This window comes from Sediminibacterium ginsengisoli (genome assembly GCF_900167075.1).
Classification (GTDB): domain Bacteria; phylum Bacteroidota; class Bacteroidia; order Chitinophagales; family Chitinophagaceae; genus Sediminibacterium; species Sediminibacterium ginsengisoli.
This window is the reverse complement of record NZ_FUWH01000001.1, coordinates 290,957-310,655: the sequence shown is the minus strand read 5'-3', so window position 1 is coordinate 310,655 and position 19,699 is coordinate 290,957. Positions and strand designations below refer to the sequence as shown.

Sequence of the window (19,699 nt, the reverse complement as noted above, 5' to 3'; positions counted from 1 at the left end):
GGATTATTTTAACTGTTTCATGATTTCTGTAATCGCCCTGTCGAGCTGCGGATCTTTTTTATTGAGCCTGTCTTCAAAACCCATCGGCACTTTGATATCAGGTTCTACACCGGTTTTCTCGAGATCGTTACCATCGAGCGTATAACAGCCCCAGCCCGGTAATCTTACAAATGAACCGTCAACAAGCCCTGCACCGCTTGTGAAAATGATCCAGCGGTAGGTGCCGGTTCCGATGATGCTGCCCAGTTTCAGGGATTTGAAACCCTGCGCAGTCATTTCCGCATCACTCAGCGATTGCTCATTGATCAGCAGAACGATCGGTTTATCCGAAGGGCCGAAGTTTGACTGGTTTGCCAGTTTGCCTTCCCTGTATTTCCATTTCAGGTAGGAACGCTGGCTCAGAAATTTCAGTACTTCATCGTGCACATTACCGCCTGTATTGTAACGCAGGTCAAGTATCAGGGCATCTTTGCTGTAGAGATCCTGTGTCATATCCAGCAGGAATTTCTCCAGTTCATCTGTACTCATATTCTTCATGTGATGATATGCAATCCTGTTATTGCTTTTTTCATCAACACGTTTCTGGTTATTGTCGATCCATTCATCGTACAGGTTGCTACCCAGTGTAACCTGCGGATGTATCTTAACCTGGTACTCTGCGCCATTGCGACTGAACGTTAACCTCATCTCTTTATCTATCGAAGGTTTGCTGAAATAATAGTTTCTGTCCATTTCGCGATTGACAGCTTCGTCATTCACTTTTACCAGGATATCACCCGGTTTCACATCAATGCTTTTTTTATCTGCATTGCTGCGTTTTGCGATATAGCTGACTTTATAAGGATCGTTATTATCGAACACGATTCCGGTTTCCATGGTTCGGTTGGACAGAATCACGCTTTCCTCAGAACCGTTGGAAGTGAAGCCCAGGTGCGAGGAGTTCAGCTCGCCCAGCAGATCGGCCAGCAATATGCGCAGATCGCCGCGGTTATTCAGGTAAGGCAGGAAAGCGCCATATTTCTTTTTAAGTGCAGGCCAGTCGGCACCGTGGAATTTCTCATCATAATAATTTTCATCCAGCTGCGCCCATGCTTCTTCATAGATCTGTGTAAACTCGCCGGCAAGGTTACGCCTGAATACATTGCTGATCACAACGGGATCAGTTCTGCTCAGATCGATATTCAGCTTATAGATATTTCCATTCATCAGCAGCATGGTCTTATCGCCGCCTTCGGCAAAGTCTGCACCCATGCCATCGGTGCCATTGATCTTTTCAGTTTTAGGCTGTTCAAATGGCTCGTATGTTGTTTTCCATAAAGCGGAACGGCCTTCTGCGTGATCGCTTACGAACAGCACAACGGTCTTCTCACCTTTCTGCACAACAGTGAGCAAATACTGCGAACCGAACGATGGCCCAACCTGCTCCAGTCTTTCCATGATCTTATCCGTATCGATATTGATGGAGGCCACAACAGGAGGTGCTTTTTTTGTTGTGTCTTTGCGCGTGGTGTCTTTCTTTTCCTGTTTGAACATATCCTCATACTTATCGCTCCTGTACGGCTCGTCTATCTTTTCCAGCGGCATACGATAGATGCGCGGATTCTGCATACCAAAGGGATAGGAAGGTTTGGTCCTGGCAGAAATAAAATAAATATAACGGCTATCGGGCGACCATACGGGACTCGCTTCGGTAACACCGGTTTTTGTGAGATTGATGGTTTTGTTATCTTTTATATGATGCACGAAGATGTCCTGTTCAAAATTCCTGATCGCAGTGAAAACAACATATTCATCATTAGGCGAGAACCCGGGGTCTGAATTCTGGAAGCCCCAGATCTCGTCTTTGGCGAGCGTTTTACTTTCACCTGTTTTCAGATCCAGCAGACGAACTTCGTCGCGGCCGCTGAGGTATACACCTTTTGTTCTTGCCTTGTTTAACGCGATTGCACGGTTATTGCGCAGGTCCGATGTCAGCTGCTTAACAGGTGCTGAACCATCGGCCGTGATCGTATACCAGTTGAGGAAACCGCCCGAGGTCTGGTTGAATACGATGGTCCTGTTATCGCTCATCCATTTTACTTCCCTGGCCCTTTCTGTATTTCCCTTGTTCAGCTGTTTTACAAATTTACCGTCAACATCACTTACAAACAATTCACCTCTTGCAGTGAATACGAGTTTTTTCCCATCGGGAGAAACATCGAAATTGGTCATGCTGTTGCGCACATCATAGTCCTTTTCCGAAGGCAATACATTATTGCGCAATACGTTTATATCCAGCAATCTGGATTTACGGGAAGCTACATCATACAACCACAAGCGATACTCTTTTTCAAACACAACATAACCACCGTTGGCATTTACCACCGGTGTTCTGATGGAAGCGGGAAAATTGGTCAGGGCTGTCTTTTTGCCTTTGTCCATTGTGTACAGGTTATATTCCCCGTTTGCCTCATCCGAAATAAAATACAGGTTTCCGTTGCGGTCGATGGTGGCTCCAAAATCTTTACCATCCCAGTCTGTATACTTTTTGTACTGTTTTGTTTTTGGATTATAAGACTGAATATCCGGGTTGAACGGGCCGCGGTATTTTTTACGGGTAGCCTGGTTGCTGCTTTCCCAGGTATCGTTAAAGAAGATCTCTCCCGTAAGCGGATGCTCTGTTAACGCATGATCGTACTGGAAAAAGTGATCGCCAAATACCCTTTTCGGTGTGCCGCCATTGATACCCACTGTATAACCAGCCTGCTGACCGGCGCGGTTTGAAGTGAAATAAATACTCCTGCTATCCCAGCTCCAGCTGTTCATGTCATCCGATGCGCTGTGAAAAGTGAGCTGCCTGATCTCACCGCCGGCAAGCGGCATAATGAACACATCCGGATTGCCGTATTGCCTGCCCGTGAATGCGATCCATTTACCATCGGGCGAAATCCTTGCATTGCTCTCATACCCCTGCATGGCGGTAAGCCTTGTAGCCTGTCCGTCTTTCACGCCTGCCTTCCAGAGATCACCTTCAAAGCTGAATACCACGGTTTCTCCGTCAGGGGTTAATGCCGGGCTGGAAAGAAAATAAGTGCCGGGCTGTTGCGCGGTAACGGCTGCCGACAAACAACAGGCCGTCAGCATCATTAAAATTCTGCTCATGCGTATTATTTTGGTTTTTCTACAATATAGCGACTCGGTTTCTCAGCCCCAAACCGAATGTTATGAATGGTGAATAAAAAAGCCGCAATAACGGGATGTTATTGCGGCTCAATCTATGACAGGGTCATACTTATCTTAAAAGCGCTTTCGGAACCGGCTTCTCCAGCAGGTATTTATAAACGAATTTCGTTTTCAGATTGGTGAAATGGTCGTTTTTAGCGCCACTCCAGCCATGCCTTCCGCCCGGATATAACATGAATTCAAAGTCTTTCTTTTTGTCTTCCAGCGCACTGACCAGCTGCATGCTGTTCTGCATGTGCACGTTATCATCACTTGTACCGTGTACGATCTGCAGCATGCCTTTGTACTGGTCTATATAAGACAAGACACTGCTTGTTTTATACCCTTGCGGATTATTCTGCGGAGTACCCATGAATTTCTCGGTATAGTGACTGTCGTAAAGGCTCCAGTCTACAACGCTGCCACCAGCCATTGCATGTGTAAACACGTCTGATCCGTAAGTAAGCGCATAACAGCTCATGTAACCACCATAGCTGAAGCCGGTGATACAGATCTTCGCCGGGTCTGCCTGGCCTTTGGCGATGAACCATTTGGCCATGGCTTTGTAGTCTGCCATTTCCCAGTAACCCAGGTTACGGTGCATGTAATTAACCCCTTCTTTTCCGAAATGGCCGCTCGCGCGGTGATCGAATGCCACCTGGATCAGTCCTTCAGATGCATAGAACTGGCGGCTGGCGCTCCAGGTCCAGGAATCCCATACATTACCTGCATTAGGCCCGCCGTAAACACTGATCAGCATCGGGTATTTTTTATTCGGGTCCATATTCAGCGGCCAGGTAACCAGTGCAGGCAGTTCGTACAGACCATCATCACTTTTAATCCGCACCAGCTCTGTTCTCGCCATATTGTAGTTGTCCATTTCAGCGCCTTTTGCACTACCGAGTTCTTTCACCAGTTTGCCGTTATTGTCTACCAGCGCCATCTTACTTGGAGTAGCAGCATTATTATAAGTGGTGATGAAGTATTTCGCGTTAGGTGAGAGATTGGTCTGCGCGTGATTGAAATCGCCGAATGTGAGACGTTTGAATCCTGTTCCGTTGAATTTTACACTGTACAGATCCGTGTGTGCAGTATTTTCCTTGCCACGTGCGGTGAAATAGATCGTTTCGTTCTTCTCATCGATCAGCTTAACACCGGTTACGGTATATTTTCCTTCGGTGATGGCGTTTTTCAGAGAACCGTCGTTGTTGTACAGATAGAGATGTGCCCAGCCGGTTTTATCGCTCTGCATGATGAACTGCTTACCGTTTGCCAGGAAGGTTACGCGGTCTTTATCGTCCAGGTCGATCCAGGTTTTCTGCGTTTCTTCAAAGATCATTTTCTTTGAACCGTTAGAAGTATTCACCTCGTACATTTTCAGGTTGTTCTGATCGCGGTTGAGCCAGGGCACCCAGAGTGCATTGGTGCCCGGGCGCCACATGGGCCAGCCGAAATACTGATCGTCCTTGTCGTTGAACGCAGCCCAGGTTGTACTGCCGCCATCCGGATTTACGATCCCTACTTTTACTTCAGGATTTTTATCGCCTGGTTTCGGGTAACGTGTCTGCTCAATATAACCATGTTGCCCTTCGTTCACATAAATAGGGAACATCGGCACCATGCTTTCGTCGAAGCGCATGTAAGCCAGTTTCTTACTGTCCGGGCTCCACCAGAAAGCGCGGTAACGCGTTGCCCTTCCGAAAATTTCTTCAAAATATACCCAGCTTGCATAACCGTTGAGGGTTGTAGCCGTGCCGTCGGTAGTAAGCTGGGTTTCTTTACCTGCAGCGAGGTTATAGGTGTAGAGGTTGTTGTTTTTTGTATACGCAACATAATTGCTGTCAGGAGAGAAAGTTGCATTTTTCTCTTCATCCTTGTCATTGGTCAGTCTTTTCTCTGTACCGTTCTGGATGAAAAAAAGATCATTGTCTTTGAATACAATTACTTTGCCGGTACCGGTTCCCCCTCCGAAGCCGCCACGGCCTCCACCCCTGCCAAAACCGCCACCGCCTTCCTGGGTTTCGGTCATGCTGCCGGTTTTAACATCAAGCACATAATTTTTAGCAGCAGAATCAGGATGGATGCTTTGCCTTAATATCACATGCTCATCGTCTACCCATTTAATTATAGCCGGAAGCGGGTTGATCAGGTTTTTGGGCAGTTTTCCGGCAAGCAGGTCTGCGGTGCTGAATTCTTTTTTCTGCCCGTACCCCTGCACAAAAGCAACTGCTGCGATCGCAACAGGGAGCCATCTTGAGGTTCTCATGTTTTTCATGTTTTAGGGGAGTGAAGATAAGAGAGTATTGATAAAAGCGCCTGTTTTTACACGAAAACCGGCAACCTGCCGTTCTCCCGGTGAATCAGACTCCGATCGTTCTGTAAAACTCTGTGCGGTATGCTTCTCCCACCGGTATCCGCGCATTGCCCATTGAAATGATATGTTGTTCAATGCCGTCGATGGCAGCTATATTTACAATGAAGGATTTGTGTACCCGCATAAAGCCGGTTACCGGCAGTGTATCCATGGCCTGTTTCATGGTTTGCAGCGCCATCATTTTTTCCTGCGGGGTATGGATCTCGATATAGTTTTGTCTTGCTTCTATGAACAGGATATCCGCATAATTGATCTTTCTGATCTTCCTGTCCGTTCTGATAAACATAAAATCTTTCGCGGATTGTACTTCACGTTGTACTGGCATTTCCGGAACTGCGGCAAAAAGATTTTTCGCTTTCTGCATGGCCAGGTAGAACCGGTCGAAGGATACAGGTTTCAGCAGGTAATCAACAGCTTCCAGGTCAAAGCCTTCCACTGCATATTCCGCGTAAGCGGTTGTGAGAATATAGCGACTATGACTACCCGCCATCCGCATCAGCTGAACGCCGGTGATCTCCGGCATCTGTATATCCAGCAATACGATATCAGGCCTGTTCTGTTCTATAAATGCCAGTGCTTCCAGCGGGTTGGTAAAACTTCCTGCCAGCGTTGCAAAACTGATCTTCTGCAGGTAGCTTTCCAGTATCTCAACGGCGAGCGGTTTATCGTCTACTATGATAACTGACAGGTTCATTTATACAGGATAAGGTCGATTGTAAAAATATCATCCGTATTACTGATCTGCAAACGATATTTATCAGGGTATAGCAATTCCAGTCTTTTGCTGATATTATCGATCCCGATCCCGCCCGTTGCATCTTTACGGCCGGTGGCGATGCGGTTGGTCACTGAAAAATACAGTTCGCCTGTTTCTGCAAGCAGTGAGATGTTTACAGGCGATGAAGCATCATTCACGATCCCGTGTTTACAGGCGTTTTCAACAAAGGGCAGTAGCAGCATCGGCGGCAACTGCCAGCTTTCCATATTTCCCTGGTATTGTTCATGGATATAAAAAGCCTGGCCATATCCGACCCGTTGCAGTGCGAGGTAATCTTTGATATAATCCAGTTCCCTTTCCAACGGAACAGCCTGCTGCTTATTATCGTACAATGCATAACGCAGCAACCCCGAAAGCTGCATCAGGGCTTCAGGTGCCTGGTCGGATTTCTTCAGCGATAATGCGTAGATATCATTGATGGTATTGAATAAAAAATGCGGATTGATCTGCGATTGCAGAAATGAAAGTTCAGCTTCCTTCATGGCAGCGTATTCCTGCTGCCGCATCTTTTCCGTATGCTGCCAGTGCATGAAAAAAGCAAGCGCAAGGCCGTAGATCATATATTCCCAGTAATACATGATTACATTGGGGATAAAGTACCGCCAGCTGAAATGCAGGTTATGCCTGTAATTATCGTACTGCAGTAACGATTTGAATATACCGAACTCGAGTGCGGCCCTGTACAGGACCAGCAAAGCCCATACTGCTATAATCATCAGCGGCCAGTACAAAAACTTCCTGGTTACTATGGCACGTCTTACTGCAAAGTAAGTGGCATAAAACGCAACCATATTAATACTGGTATACCCTAACTCTATCAGCAGTTTTTTTAATGAGAAAGAAGCGATGTATGCGCCGGTATCAAAAGAAAGGCCGGATGCATCCAGTACAAGGATATTCCGCTTGATGAAGATCACACACCAGAACAGCACATGCAGCCATGCCATGTTGTTACGTTTCAGAAACATAAGCCTGAAATTACTGCACAGTTCCTGCTGGCCGGATTATATTTTATCAACAGCTTTTTTCCATCCATCAAAACCTCTTTTTTACTGACGAAAACTACGGCGGCTTTTATCAATAAAACAAACACCGTTGTCAATCTGGCTGTTACTGCTGAAATGAAAAAATAAAGCTTGCACGAAAATCATTGTTATGAAACAGCTTTTATCGTTTTTTGCCTTACTCTCGTTTTGCACCCGTGTTCATGCGCAGGAACATACACCGCTTCCTTATGGCTCCAAAGCCAACAGTAATCTTACCGTTTACGTTCATCCCGGTTGTGAGCTGATGTCGGTGGTGCAGCTGCTGGCAGATAAGTATCCGAAATCAACGCCGTCTGCCTATTACGAAGAGATGAAGCAATATTTCGCTCCATATGTCAACCACCCGGCGGTGCAATGGATCAGGAGTTTTAAAAAAAGTATCTATACCGATTTTACCGAACTGGGCTGGGCTTTCGACAATTTCCCTGACATCCGGCTCACAAGGCCCGAAGTCCCCAACTGGTTCAGGCATTACGGAAGGGACTCGGTATTACAGTATCTTGAACTGGTCAAACAATTTTACAAAGACGCGAATTTCTGGCAGTTCTATTCTTCGCATGAACCACAATACAAAAAGTGGAGTGCCGATCTTTACAAAAAAATTGAAGACAGTGCTTCGGTTTCCAAGCTCACCGGTTTCTACAAAACAGAACATACTGCACACCTGTATATCGGCATCGAACCCCTGAACAACTGGGGGGCGCATGCGATTACCAACCTGAACAACATTAATCCGGGGTACAAAGATTATGTAGCCTATGAAACCGGTTATTTCAACGACACCGCCTCCATTCACGGTCAGCCCCGTTTTACTGCAGGAACAGAAACCATCTATCACCTGCTATGGCATGAGGGCAGTCATATCATGATCAATGATGCAATGAAACAATACGAAGCAAAAGTGAATAGCCTGTCGTCCTTATTTAACGGGGAGGATGAAGGCATGAAAAGGAACAATATCTCCAACTGGGAATATTGCCTGAACGAAAACATAGTCCGTTCCGTGGTAGCCTGCCTTTTCAGGAAATATAAAAGCTACCGTGCCTATGAAAAAACGATCAGTAAAGAAGATGCGAGTGATTTCATCTATGTAAAAAAACTCGCACCTTTTATCTGGACTGAATATCTCGGCACAGAGAAGTATGCCGATTTCAATGCTTTCTTCCCGGTGATGCTAGACTATCTGGCAAAGAACCCGTAGTTTATATAACCACGTTGATCATACGGCCCTTTACAAAAATGAATTTTTTAAGGGGTTTCCCTTCCAGCCATTTCTGTACAGTTTCATTGGCAAGTACCAGCTCCTGCACTTCATTTTCGCCCGCACTGAGCGAGATGCTGATACTGGTGCGTACTTTGCCATTGATGCTTACAGGATATTCCTTTGCTGATTCCGCAACATGTTCTGCAATGAACGCAGGGTAAGACGCATCGAGTACAGAGCCTTCGTTACCAAGCTGGTGCCATAATTCTTCGGAAACATGCGGCGCATAGGATGCAAGCAAGATGAGCAATGGCTCCAGGATCTCGCGTTTGTTGCATTTCAGATCACTGAGCTCGTTCACGCAGATCATGAAACCGCTCACTGCTGTATTGAAACTGAAACGTTCGGTATCGTCTTCCGTTTTTTTGATGGCTTTATGCAGGATCTTCAGCTCTTCCGGCGTTGCTTTTTCTTCGGTCCAGATCTTGCCTTTTGTTTCATCGAAGAAAAGTCGCCAGAGTTTTTTAATGAACCGGTGCACACCTTCAATACCTTTTGTATCCCAGGGTTTGCTCTGATCTACCGGACCCAGGAACATCTCGTACATACGGAATGTATCGGCCCCGAATTTCTCTACGAGCATATCCGGATTCACAGTGTTGAATTTGGATTTGCTCATCTTCTCCACTTCTACGCCGCAGATATATTTACCGTCTTCCAGTACAAATTCCGCTTCTGCAAATTCTCCGTTACGCCATTTCCTGAATGCTTCCGTATCGAGTTCCACACCATCCACCATATTCACATCCACATGCAGCTTGTCTGTTTCATACTGTGCTGCAAGACCTGCGGAAACATATTTCTTTGTATTCCTCACCCGGTATACAAAACGGCTCGAGCCCTGGATCATTCCCTGGTTCAGCAGTTTGCGGAATGGTTCTTCAAAACCGATATGCCCCAGATCGAACAATATTTTGGTCCATAAACGGCTGTAAAGCAGGTGTCCTACAGCATGTTCCGTGCCGCCGATATACAGGTCAACCTGGTTCCAGTAGTCGCTGGCTTTGCGGCTGCAGAATGTTTCATTGTTATGCGGATCCATATAACGCAGGAAGTACCAGGAAGAACCGGCATAACCAGGCATGGTATTCGTTTCCAGTTCTTTTGCCACCCATTCCGGTATATTGGCCAGCGGGCCTTCACCTTCAGGACCGGGGCTGTAACTGTCTACTTCAGGTAACAGCAACGGGAGTTCTGTTTCATCCAGCGGAATGGCAGTTCCGTCTTTCCATTGGATCGGGAAAGGTTCACCCCAGTAGCGCTGGCGGCTGAACGCAGCATCGCGCATTTTATAATTGACCTTTCTTTTACCGATGCCCATTTCCTCCAGCCTGTTAATAGCTGTTTCAATCGCATTACGCATTACCATACCATCGAGAAAACCGCTGTTGGATAAAACGGCGTCTTTTGTAGGATTGGCTTCGTTGCCATTGAATGCTTCGCCGATGATATTGGTAACCGGAATACTGAAATGCTGCGCGAATCTGAAGTCGCGTTCATCACCGCAGGGTACGGCCATGATGGCACCGGTACCATATCCAGCAAGCACATATTCAGAGATCCAGACCGGGATTTTTCTTCCGTTGAAAGGGTTCAGAGCATAAGCGCCGGTAAACGCACCGCTGATCTTTTTCTCAGCCTGGCGTTCGCGTTCGCTGCGGCTTTTTACATAAGTGATATAAGCCTCCACTTCCTGGCGCTGTTCAGGTGTGGTGATCTTTTCGATCAGTTCGTGCTCGGGAGCAACCACCATGAAATCAACACCAAAAATGGTATCAGGGCGCGTTGTATATACCATCAGTGAAGCGTTGGTATCCGCCAGAGCAAATGAGATTTCTGCCCCTGAGCTTTTCCCGATCCAGTTACCCTGCATTTCCTTCATTGCATCGCTGAACTCGATGGTTTCGAGCCCCTGTAACAAGCGGTCTGCATATTCGGTAATGCGGAGATACCACTGGCGCAGTTTTTTCTTCACTACGGGATATCCGCCGCGTTCACTCACACCGTTCACCACTTCATCATTGGCCAGCACGGTTCCCAGGGCCTCGCACCAGTTCACTTCACCGTAACCGCAGAAAGCAAGCCGGTAATGCATCAGGATCTCCTGCTGCCTGGCAGGACTGTAACTGCCCCATCCGGCTGCGTCGAACTGAATGCTCTCATCGCCCGGGCAGGGATGAGACTGGTTACCGCTCTGCTCAAATTCCTTCACCAGTTCCGTGATGGGCATGGCTTTGGCGGCAGTGCGGTTATAATAGCTTTTGAATAATTGCAGGAAGATCCACTGCGTCCATTTGTAATAAGCCGGGTCCGATGTGCGCACTTCGCGGCTCCAGTCGTAGCAGAACCCGATATTATCCAGCTGTTTGCGGAAAGTGTCGATATTCCTGGCCGTACTTACAGCCGGATGGATCCCGTGTTCGATGGCGTATTGTTCTGCAGGCAGACCGAAAGCATCGTACCCCATCGGGTGAAGTACGTTGAAGCCTTTCAGCCTTTTGAAACGGCTGTAGATATCCGAAGCGATATAACCCAGCGGATGCCCTACATGCAGGCCCGCGCCGCTCGGGTAAGGGAACATATCCAGCACATAGTATTTAGGCTTGCTGCTATTATTATCTACCTGGTAGATGCCGGTCTCTTTCCAGTTCTGCTGCCATTTTTTTTCAATATCCCTGAAACTGTATTCCATGATACTAACTGTCGTTTATAATTTTTGTAAACTGCTGCCAGGCGGATTCTAACAAATCTTTAACCCAATTAAGGCAGGAATGCTATATTTTCAAAAGCAAATTGATCGTTAGAGTGGCTGCAAATGTAAGTGTTTAGGCTTCAAAAGCCTACATTTGCATTTCACTGTCCTCGGCGTTGGACAGCATTTTTCGCACGAAGTAAAAAAAGATTTTCATGGCAGCAGCAGGCAAATCATCTCTCAAGCGCAGTAAACCCAATTATATCTACAGCATTGTGGGTGTAGCCCTTGTTTTACTGATCATGGGTATCATGGGCTGGTTCTTCCTGAACATCAAATCGGTTGGCAATACCCTGAAGGAAGATATCAGGCTCAGCGCTTATCTCCGTACCCTCAACAAAGACACTATTGGTCAGATCCAGCAGTTCATAGCATCGAAGCCTTATGCCAGGAATGTGGCTTATATTGATAAAGAAGCGGCCAAAAAGATCTGGAACAAGGAAAACAATGAAGACTGGGCCAAGATCCTGGATGTGAACCCGCTGCCGGAAAGCATCGATTTTTACGCAAAAGCGGATTATGTGAACCCGGACAGCCTCTCAAAGATTTCTTCCGAGCTGATGGCGGCATACGGCAACCAGCTTACCGAATTACAATATCCCTCCAGTCTCGTGAACAGCCTCAATGAGCGTGCTGCAAGGATCGGGCTGATCTTCCTGGTGGTAGCCATTGCACTGTGTGTGATCGTGATCGTGAGTATCGACAATACGATCCGCCTGGCCATGTTCAGCAACAGGTTCCTGATCAAGACCATGCAGATGGTAGGTGCCACGCAGAGTTTTATTGCCCGGCCGCTGAATATCAGGGCCCTGGTGAACGGACTCATCAGTTCGGGCATTGCGATTGTACTATTGTTTACCCTGATCAGCTGGGCAGAAAGCCAGTTCCCGCCGCTGAAAGCGATCCGGGATATCAAACTGACGCTGATCCTGTTCGGCGGACTGATCCTGCTGGGTGTACTGATCTCGGTGTACAGCACCCACCGGAGCGTGATCAAATACCTGAAAATGAAGCTGGACGATCTGTATTAAAAACGACTTTCATGATTAAGGCTTTCCCCTTATCTTGCAAATCTTATAATTATCAATAATGAGCGAACAGAAAACAAATACGACCGCACCTTTATTTACCAAAGACAACCTGATGTGGATGGGTATTGGTGCAATCATCATCATACTGGGATTCTTCCTGATGAGCGGTGGCAAAAGCCAGGACCCGAATGTATTTGATTATAAAGAAGTGTACAGCAGCACCCGCATTACCGTAGCGCCGATCCTGATCGTGCTTGGACTGCTGGTTGAAGTTTATGCGATCTTCAAGAAGCCAAAAGCCAATTAATACATACATTTAATCTGAAAATAACAGCAAGCGGTGGGCAACACCGCTTTTTTTATACATTACTGATACATAATTCCACCCCATGAGCATTTTTGAGTGTATTGTTATTTCCATTATCGAAGGGCTCACAGAGTTCCTCCCTATTTCATCAACCGGCCATATGATCATCGCAAGTTCATTCCTGGGCATTGCGGAAGATGATTTTACCAAGCTTTTTGAAGTAGCCATTCAGCTGGGCGCCATCCTGTCTGTAATAGTCTATTACCGGAAGAAGTTCTTCCCGCTCAACAAATGGAATTTTTACATTAAACTCATCGTGGCCGTAATCCCGGCACTGCTGCTGGGTTTCCTGTTCTCAGACAAGATCGACGCATTGCTTGAAAGTCCGCTTACGGTTGCCAGTACCATGTTGGCAGGAGGGATCGTATTGTTGTTCATCGATAAGCTTTTCAAAAGCGCGCCAACGGTAACACGAGAAGAGAATATCAGTCTTTCCAAAGCATTCCTGATCGGCATCTGGCAGTGCCTGGCCATGATCCCGGGAACCAGCCGGAGTGCGGCAAGTATTATCGGCGGTATGCAGCAAAAGCTGACCCGCAACCTGGCGGCAGAATTCTCGTTTTTCCTGGCTGTACCCACAATGGCAGCAGCCACCGGTTACAAGCTGCTGAAAACGATGAAAGAACACCCGGAGATCCTTAAGAACAAAGACAACCTGGTATTGCTGGGCATCGGCAACCTGGTGGCATTCTTCGTGGCATTGCTGGCAATCCGTTTCTTTATCGGTTACCTGCAGAAATACGGATTCAAACTGTTCGGCTGGTACAGGGTGATCGTAGGGCTGATCCTGCTGGGACTGATCCTGACCGGCAATCTGAAATAATCATGATCATCACCGGTTGAATGGTCTCTTTCGCCAGGGGGTGGCTGTGCAGAATAGCCAACATGGATTATATTTAATCAATCAAAACTGAATTGATGAAAACCGCTTCCAAAAAAGTGATCACGGGCTGGGCTATGTACGACTGGGCCAACAGCGTGTACAACCTCGTTATAACATCCACCATTTTCCCTGCCTATTTTGAAGCTGTTACCGGGGATGGCAACGATGCAACAGCGAACGATACGGTAAAACTTTTCGGACGGGAATTCGTGAACACATCTTTATATAACTATGCGCTGGCCGTTGCATTTCTTGTGGTAGCGCTTATCTCGCCGATCCTTTCTTCCATAGCAGATTATAAAGGCAACAAAAAAAGCTTTCTCCGTTTTTTCTGTACCATGGGAAGCATTGCCTGCTGCGCCCTGTTCTTTTATAACAGCAGTAACCTGGCTTACGGCCTGATCTGTATGATCGTTGCCTGTATTGGTTACTGGGCCAGTCTTGTATTCTATAATTCTTACCTGCCTGAAATCGCAGCGCCTGAAGACCAGGATAAAGTGAGTGCGAAAGGTTTTTCTATGGGTTATATCGGTAGTGTGATCCTGCAGGTGATCTGTTTCGTGTTTGTGCTGATGCCGGATACTTTCGGGATCACAACGGGTAAAGCTTCGCAGATCTCCTTTCTGCTGGTAGGTGTATGGTGGTGGGGTTTCGGCCAGTTCTCACTGAGCCGCCTGCCTAAGAGCCAGCCTGCCGGATCAGGCAACAAAGGCAGCATTTTCACCAATGGTTATAAAGAGCTGAACAAGGTATGGAAACAGCTAACACATCTGCCGGTTCTGAAACGTTATCTCGGCGCTTTCTTCTTTTTTAATATGGGTGTTCAGACCGTAATGCTGGCTGCTACACTGTATGGCAAAAGCGAACTGAATATCCCTACCACCAACCTGATCATCTCTATCCTTATCATACAACTCGTAGCCATTCCGGGCGCTTATTTAACAGCAAAGCTTTCCGACCGTATCGGCAATTTCCGGGCGCTGATGGTAATGGTTGCTTTATGGATCGTATTATGTGTGATCGGTTATATGCTGCCCCGAGATGGCATATATGAATTCTATTCGCTTGCAACGCTGGTAGGGTTTGTAATGGGCGGGATACAATCACTCAGCCGCAGTACCTACGCGAAGCTGATGCCCGAAACAAAAGACACCACTTCCTTTTTCAGCTTTTACGATGTAACCGAAAAAATCGCGATCGTGATCGGGATGTTCAGCTTTGGCTATATCAATGAACTGACCGGCTCACAGCGCAATTCGGTGCTTGCCCTGGTTGCATTTTTTGCGCTTGGGTTTGCCATGCTGGTTTACGCTTCAGCTACACAAAGAAATCGTTCTAAACTCACTCATTCATGAATCTTCATACCATACATAGCGGTAATTTCAAGCTCGACGGCGGTGCCATGTTCGGCGTAGTTCCGAAAAGTATCTGGCAGAAATCGAACCCAGCCGATGAGAACAACCTATGCTCCTGGGCCATGCGCTGTTTACTGATTGAAGAAGGCAACCGGCTGATCCTGGTAGATACCGGCATCGGCAATAAGCAGGATGAGAAATTCTTCAGTCATTATCACCTGCACGGAGATCATTCCCTCGAAAGATCACTGAAATCAGCTGGTTTCAGTAAAGACGATATCACCGATGTATTGCTCACCCATCTTCATTTTGATCATTGCGGCGGCAGTATAGAACGCCAGGGCAACAAACTCGTACCCGCATTCCGCAATGCCACTTACTGGAGCAATGAAGACCACTGGAAATGGGCCACCGTACCCAACGACCGCGAGAAAGCATCTTTCCTGAAAGACAATATCCTGCCCATCAAAGAAAGCGGCCAGCTGAAATTCATTGAAACACCTGATGCAGCATTTGATGCAGACGGGAAACTGATGAGTGTACCCTTTACAGATCATATAAGCATCCGGTTTGTAAACGGCCATACCGATAAAATGATGCTGCCGCAGATCCGGTATAAAGAGCAGACCATCGTATACATGGCAGACCTCCTGCCTTCAACAGGTCATCTCCCGCTTCCTTATGTAATGGCATATGATATGTTCCCGCTTACAACACTACAGGAAAAGAAGAGTTTCCTGCAGGAGGCGGCAGATAATAACTATGTTCTTTACTTCGAACATGATGCCGTTAACGAATGCTGCACACTCCAGGTAACAGAAAAAGGCATCCGTGCCAACAGCTGTTTCGACCTCTCTACGTTATAGTACACTACATTCTATGTAGTGATCCGCCCATGTAATCACCGGATATTATCCGTGAAAACACCGAAGAAAATTCGGTGTTTTCACTGTTGTATTCATGGTAATGCAGTTGTACTTTTAATGTATCCTATTGTTATTTTAAAATCCAATATCCATGAACCATGTATCAGGATGTCCGGGCTGCGGATCCCGGATACCGTTCAAGCGTTTCGTGATGCTGCATAACTTTTCCGCTATCAACTGCGGGGTATGCAACGCCCGCATAGAGATCGCCAACCGCGGCGGTAACGCAATGATCGCCGCATTCTCCGGAATTTTATCCGCCCTTTCTGTTGTTTTCTGCAGTTACTGGAGTATCAACTATTTCAATTCCATCATCCCCGGACTGGCAGGCGGCCTTTTTATTGCCTGCATCATGGTGCTGGTGATCTGCCGCATCATTTATAAACGTTCCAGGTTAAGAACATGGAATACAGAAACGGAAAAAACGGAAACGGACAGAATTCTTTCCATCAGTCATACGGTAATGCTATAGTTGTACGAAAAGGCGGACATTTTCAAACTTGGATACAATACCAATAATTGGTATATTTGATTTGAAAATCAGATGTTATGCCAAAGAATACTTCTATTTTGTTGGGTGACTATTTCGACAACTTTATATCCCGCCAGGTTGACAGTGGCCGCTTTTCGTCCGCGAGTGAAGTTGTAAGAGCAGCATTACGACTCTTTGAGCAAGAGGAGAGACAGAAAACTGAACTTATTAAAGAGTTGAAAAAAGGAGAGAAGTCTGGTTTTCTTCCTAAAGTGGATCGGAAGAAATTCATCAAGGACCTTCATGACAAATATGTGAAGTAATGGGACACAAGCTAAGTGTCGAAGCCGCAAATGATCTTAAAAATATCTGGCTTTATACCTTCGAGACATGGTCGCTGGAACAGGCGGACAGATATATTAACCTGATTTTCGACGAAATAGAATATTTATCGGATAATCCGAAATCAGGCAAAGACTTTTCTCATCTACGTGACAAATACCGCTGTTCAAAAGTAAAGTCACATTTGATTTTCTATCGGCAAATTTCCGCAACAGATATCGAAATTATCAGAATACTTCACCAGCGAATGGACATTGAAAGCCGTTTGACAGAATAACACTCCGCTTCGTACAACATTGGTTTTTCAAAAGTTGTGCGAAAGAAACTGTCCCGTCAGTCCCGTTTAAACGGGAGAATTCTACCCGGCTTTTGTAATTAGGCTTCGGCTAATCGAAGTTGTAGTGGCTAAGCCAACAGTGGGATCACGGATGCCCCAACCTTCGCAAAGCCTTTAACGCTACCTGAAGCTGATCATTGAACTGAGCGGATAACGGAGGTTGCGATACTGCATCATATCCACTTTAACGCTGCCCACCACGATCGGGCTTTCAATGCGTAATGGAATATGGTTCTCATCGTCACTCACCCAAACGGTCATTTTTTCCCCGCCTTCAAACAAAGTACCTTTTACAAGTAAGGGTTTGAATTTGATCGCCCTGAATTTTCCGTACTTGGTCTTGATGGTTTCCTTACCCAGGTATTTGATGTACAAACTGTATACCTCGTTGTCAAGGAACATATTGAACGGGATCTTATCTTCCGCTTTGTATTTATTGAAATTGATATTGCGTGCATAATAAACGGCGCTCAGCACATCCTGTATACAATTGGGAACCTTGAAAACACCATCTGTTGTAACAGCGGTATTGGTAGTCTGATTGAAAGTGATGTTCTCGTATTTCTTGAAGCTGCCTTCTTCTATATTCCGTATGAATTTCAATGGCTGCAGCGTGGCGGTATCGATATAAGACTCATACCTGTCGCGAACTTTGAAGATCCAGTCGTAGCTGGTATTGGAACTACCCGTTCCTACAATATGATACGCAGGCTTGTTATTCATTTCGGATAATGAAACGGAGAAATTGGCGTTACCGGCATTGATGTAAATGCCCATTACCGCATAAAATACATTGAAGGAAATACTTTCACCGTCCCTGAAGGAAGTATTCCTGATGCCGCAGAACTCGTCTCCTGCAGACAGCGGTTTCAGTCCGATGAACAATAGTATGAAGAGTACTGTTTTTTTCACGTTGTCTGTTTATTTCTGAACAATCTTAATCCCAGTATAAATACAGTTCCGATGATTGCCGGAATGATCAGGTTAATAATCCAGATACCGGCAGCCGTTGCAATGATGCCTAAGGTATTTGCACTCATCATCCCGAATAGCATGATACTCACTTTCCCCCTGAACCCAAGTTCTGCCAGTGCAATGGTTGGGATAATAGCCATCACCAGGAACATTACGCAGATCAAGGGTATCGCGGTTGAAAAACCAATTCCTACTTCAAATACCTGCAGCAATAAAACATATTGCCCTACAAATACAACGTATCGGGCAGCAGAAAGTAGTAAAATTTTTGTTAACTCTTTCCAATGAAGCCCTTCCAGCTTTTCTATAAAAAAACGATGCCGGGCCACAATGGGTATTTTTTCTATCAGTTGTACAAACCAGGAGATCCTGAAATACACTACAATAAATAAAGTAATGCCTGTTGTGAGCGCATAGATCAATCCGTCGAGCCAGAATACTGACAATCCTTCCAGCTGATGGGTTGCATCCAGTATATATGCCCTGGTGTAATAAAGACCGGCGATGCCCAGTACGAATGTTACAATGATCTGGCTCATGCTTCCGGCGAGCGACTGCGCAATGCCCCTGATGCGGTTTCCTTCGTCGAGATAAACCGAACGTCCGGCAGATTCACCCACCCGGTTGGGCATGCTGAACGCGATGGCCTGGCCTGCAAATATGGCCCGGTATGCTTTGAAGAATGAAACCTTTTGAATGTCCTTTACGAGAAAGCGCCATTTCTCTGCTTCAATGCCCCAGTTCAGCGGCATGAGCAGAAGTGCCAGCAGCAGCTTCCAGTTCTGTTCGCCCGTAAAGGCCGAACGGATCAGGTGCCAGGACTGCTGTACATCTCCCTGGCTCTTCACCTGGTGATAGATGGAATAGGAAAGCCAAAGAAAGAGCACAGGTCCGACAAAATAGTTAAGGAATATTTTCAGTTTTTTCGTCAAAATGCAGCTTATACGTACAAAGAACGGTGGAATTACGCATATATAAAAAAGCAGGCCATCCCCTGGACCGGCGGCTTATACTCTTTTCGTATTTTCACCGCGCAATGAAGAAAGCAGAGATCATACTGGGAATAGATCCGGGTACGCAGGTAATGGGATTTGCACTGCTGAGTGCCACAGTTGAGCCCCGTGTACTGCTGATGGATGTGCTGAAACTCACGCAGCAGAAAGACATCTATGCGCGGCTGGAGATGATCCATACTAAGGTAAGTGAACTGGTAAAACTATACCGGCCCACCAGCTTTGCGATTGAAGCACCGTTTTTCGGAAAAAACGTACAGAGTATGCTCAAGCTCGGAAGGGCGCAGGGCGTAGCCATTGCGGCAGCCATGCAGGCAGGGCTCGACATTACGGAATACTCGCCCAAAAAAGTAAAACAATCCATCACAGGGAATGGCAATGCCGACAAGGACCAGGTGTGGCAGATGCTCCAGCGTATTCTCAGTATCGAAGAAAAACCGCAGTACTTCGACGCTACGGATGCATTGGCAGTTGCGCTCTGCCATCATTACCAGTGCAGTTCACCGGTAAAACTGAATACAAAAGGTGCAAAGGGCTGGGATGATTTTATACTGAAGAACCCGGACCGTGTCAAAAAATAAAC

17 protein-coding genes are annotated in these 19,699 nt (G+C 46.4%); 10 read left to right on the top strand and 7 right to left on the bottom strand.

Annotation, left to right across the window (positions count from 1 at the left end; all coding sequences use genetic code 11):
- Nucleotides 1-3: 3 nt before the first annotated feature.
- From B5D42_RS01530 to B5D42_RS01515, 4 genes are all read right to left on the bottom strand, one after another.
- Entirely contained in the window at nucleotides 4-3,141 is a 3,138-nt protein-coding gene (locus tag B5D42_RS01530; protein WP_078829654.1) for a S41 family peptidase, read from the bottom strand.
- 130 nt (nucleotides 3,142-3,271) lie between these two features.
- A complete protein-coding gene (locus B5D42_RS01525; protein ID WP_139366939.1) occupies nucleotides 3,272-5,467 on the bottom strand; it encodes a S9 family peptidase in 2,196 nt (731 codons plus the stop codon).
- 94 nt (nucleotides 5,468-5,561) lie between these two features.
- Nucleotides 5,562-6,269 carry a LytR/AlgR family response regulator transcription factor gene (locus B5D42_RS01520; RefSeq protein ID WP_078829652.1) on the bottom strand — a complete coding sequence of 236 codons (708 nt, stop codon included), beginning with the start codon at nucleotides 6,267-6,269 and terminating at the stop codon, nucleotides 5,562-5,564.
- Entirely contained in the window at nucleotides 6,266-7,321 is a 1,056-nt protein-coding gene (locus B5D42_RS01515; RefSeq protein WP_078829651.1) for a sensor histidine kinase, read from the bottom strand. The genes B5D42_RS01520 and B5D42_RS01515 overlap by 4 nt, the downstream gene beginning before the upstream one ends.
- 187 nt (nucleotides 7,322-7,508) lie before the next feature.
- Here B5D42_RS01515 and B5D42_RS01510 point away from each other — a divergent pair, with 187 nt between their 5' ends.
- Nucleotides 7,509-8,600, top strand: a complete 1,092-nt coding sequence (locus B5D42_RS01510; RefSeq protein ID WP_078829650.1) for a DUF4932 domain-containing protein — start codon at nucleotides 7,509-7,511, stop codon at nucleotides 8,598-8,600.
- Between the two features lies 1 nt (nucleotide 8,601).
- Here the strand turns inward: B5D42_RS01510 and leuS are convergent, their stop codons facing one another.
- Complete coding sequence (gene leuS, locus B5D42_RS01505; protein ID WP_139366938.1) at nucleotides 8,602-11,355, bottom strand: leucine--tRNA ligase; 2,754 nt, start codon at nucleotides 11,353-11,355, stop codon at nucleotides 8,602-8,604.
- 215 nt (nucleotides 11,356-11,570) lie between these two features.
- Between leuS and B5D42_RS01500 the strand changes: the two genes are divergently transcribed.
- The 8 genes from B5D42_RS01500 (at nucleotide 11,571) to B5D42_RS01465 (ending at nucleotide 17,068) form a co-directional block, all read left to right on the top strand.
- Nucleotides 11,571-12,446, top strand: coding sequence for a cell division protein FtsX (locus B5D42_RS01500; protein WP_078829648.1), 876 nt, complete (start codon nucleotides 11,571-11,573; stop codon nucleotides 12,444-12,446).
- A gap of 58 nt (nucleotides 12,447-12,504) precedes the next feature.
- On the top strand, nucleotides 12,505-12,753 hold the full coding sequence (locus B5D42_RS01495) for a DUF3098 domain-containing protein (protein WP_078829647.1): 249 nt from the start codon (nucleotides 12,505-12,507) through the stop codon (nucleotides 12,751-12,753).
- A gap of 82 nt (nucleotides 12,754-12,835) precedes the next feature.
- Nucleotides 12,836-13,636 (top strand): undecaprenyl-diphosphate phosphatase, encoded by an 801-nt coding sequence (locus tag B5D42_RS01490; protein WP_078829646.1) that lies wholly within the window; start codon nucleotides 12,836-12,838, stop codon nucleotides 13,634-13,636.
- Between the two features lie 95 nt (nucleotides 13,637-13,731).
- Nucleotides 13,732-15,051 (top strand): MFS transporter, encoded by a 1,320-nt coding sequence (locus B5D42_RS01485; protein ID WP_078829645.1) that lies wholly within the window; start codon nucleotides 13,732-13,734, stop codon nucleotides 15,049-15,051.
- Nucleotides 15,048-15,917, top strand: coding sequence for an MBL fold metallo-hydrolase (locus tag B5D42_RS01480; protein ID WP_078829644.1), 870 nt, complete (start codon nucleotides 15,048-15,050; stop codon nucleotides 15,915-15,917). Before B5D42_RS01485 ends, B5D42_RS01480 begins: the two co-directional genes overlap by 4 nt.
- 151 nt (nucleotides 15,918-16,068) lie before the next feature.
- A complete protein-coding gene (locus tag B5D42_RS01475) occupies nucleotides 16,069-16,449 on the top strand; it encodes a hypothetical protein (RefSeq protein WP_139366937.1) in 381 nt (126 codons plus the stop codon).
- Between the two features lie 77 nt (nucleotides 16,450-16,526).
- A complete protein-coding gene (locus B5D42_RS01470) occupies nucleotides 16,527-16,772 on the top strand; it encodes a type II toxin-antitoxin system ParD family antitoxin (protein WP_078829642.1) in 246 nt (81 codons plus the stop codon).
- Entirely contained in the window at nucleotides 16,772-17,068 is a 297-nt protein-coding gene (locus B5D42_RS01465; RefSeq protein ID WP_078829641.1) for a type II toxin-antitoxin system RelE/ParE family toxin, read from the top strand. Before B5D42_RS01470 ends, B5D42_RS01465 begins: the two co-directional genes overlap by 1 nt.
- A 180-nt stretch (nucleotides 17,069-17,248) precedes the next feature.
- Here the strand turns inward: B5D42_RS01465 and B5D42_RS01460 are convergent, their stop codons facing one another.
- Nucleotides 17,249-18,040 (bottom strand): DUF3108 domain-containing protein, encoded by a 792-nt coding sequence (locus tag B5D42_RS01460; RefSeq protein ID WP_078829640.1) that lies wholly within the window; start codon nucleotides 18,038-18,040, stop codon nucleotides 17,249-17,251.
- Nucleotides 18,037-19,035 carry a lysylphosphatidylglycerol synthase transmembrane domain-containing protein gene (locus B5D42_RS01455; protein WP_176112871.1) on the bottom strand — a complete coding sequence of 333 codons (999 nt, stop codon included), beginning with the start codon at nucleotides 19,033-19,035 and terminating at the stop codon, nucleotides 18,037-18,039. Before B5D42_RS01455 ends, B5D42_RS01460 begins: the two co-directional genes overlap by 4 nt.
- A 104-nt stretch (nucleotides 19,036-19,139) precedes the next feature.
- Here B5D42_RS01455 and ruvC point away from each other — a divergent pair, with 104 nt between their 5' ends.
- On the top strand, nucleotides 19,140-19,697 hold the full coding sequence (ruvC, locus tag B5D42_RS01450; protein ID WP_078829966.1) for a crossover junction endodeoxyribonuclease RuvC: 558 nt from the start codon (nucleotides 19,140-19,142) through the stop codon (nucleotides 19,695-19,697).
- Nucleotides 19,698-19,699: the final 2 nt, after the last annotated feature.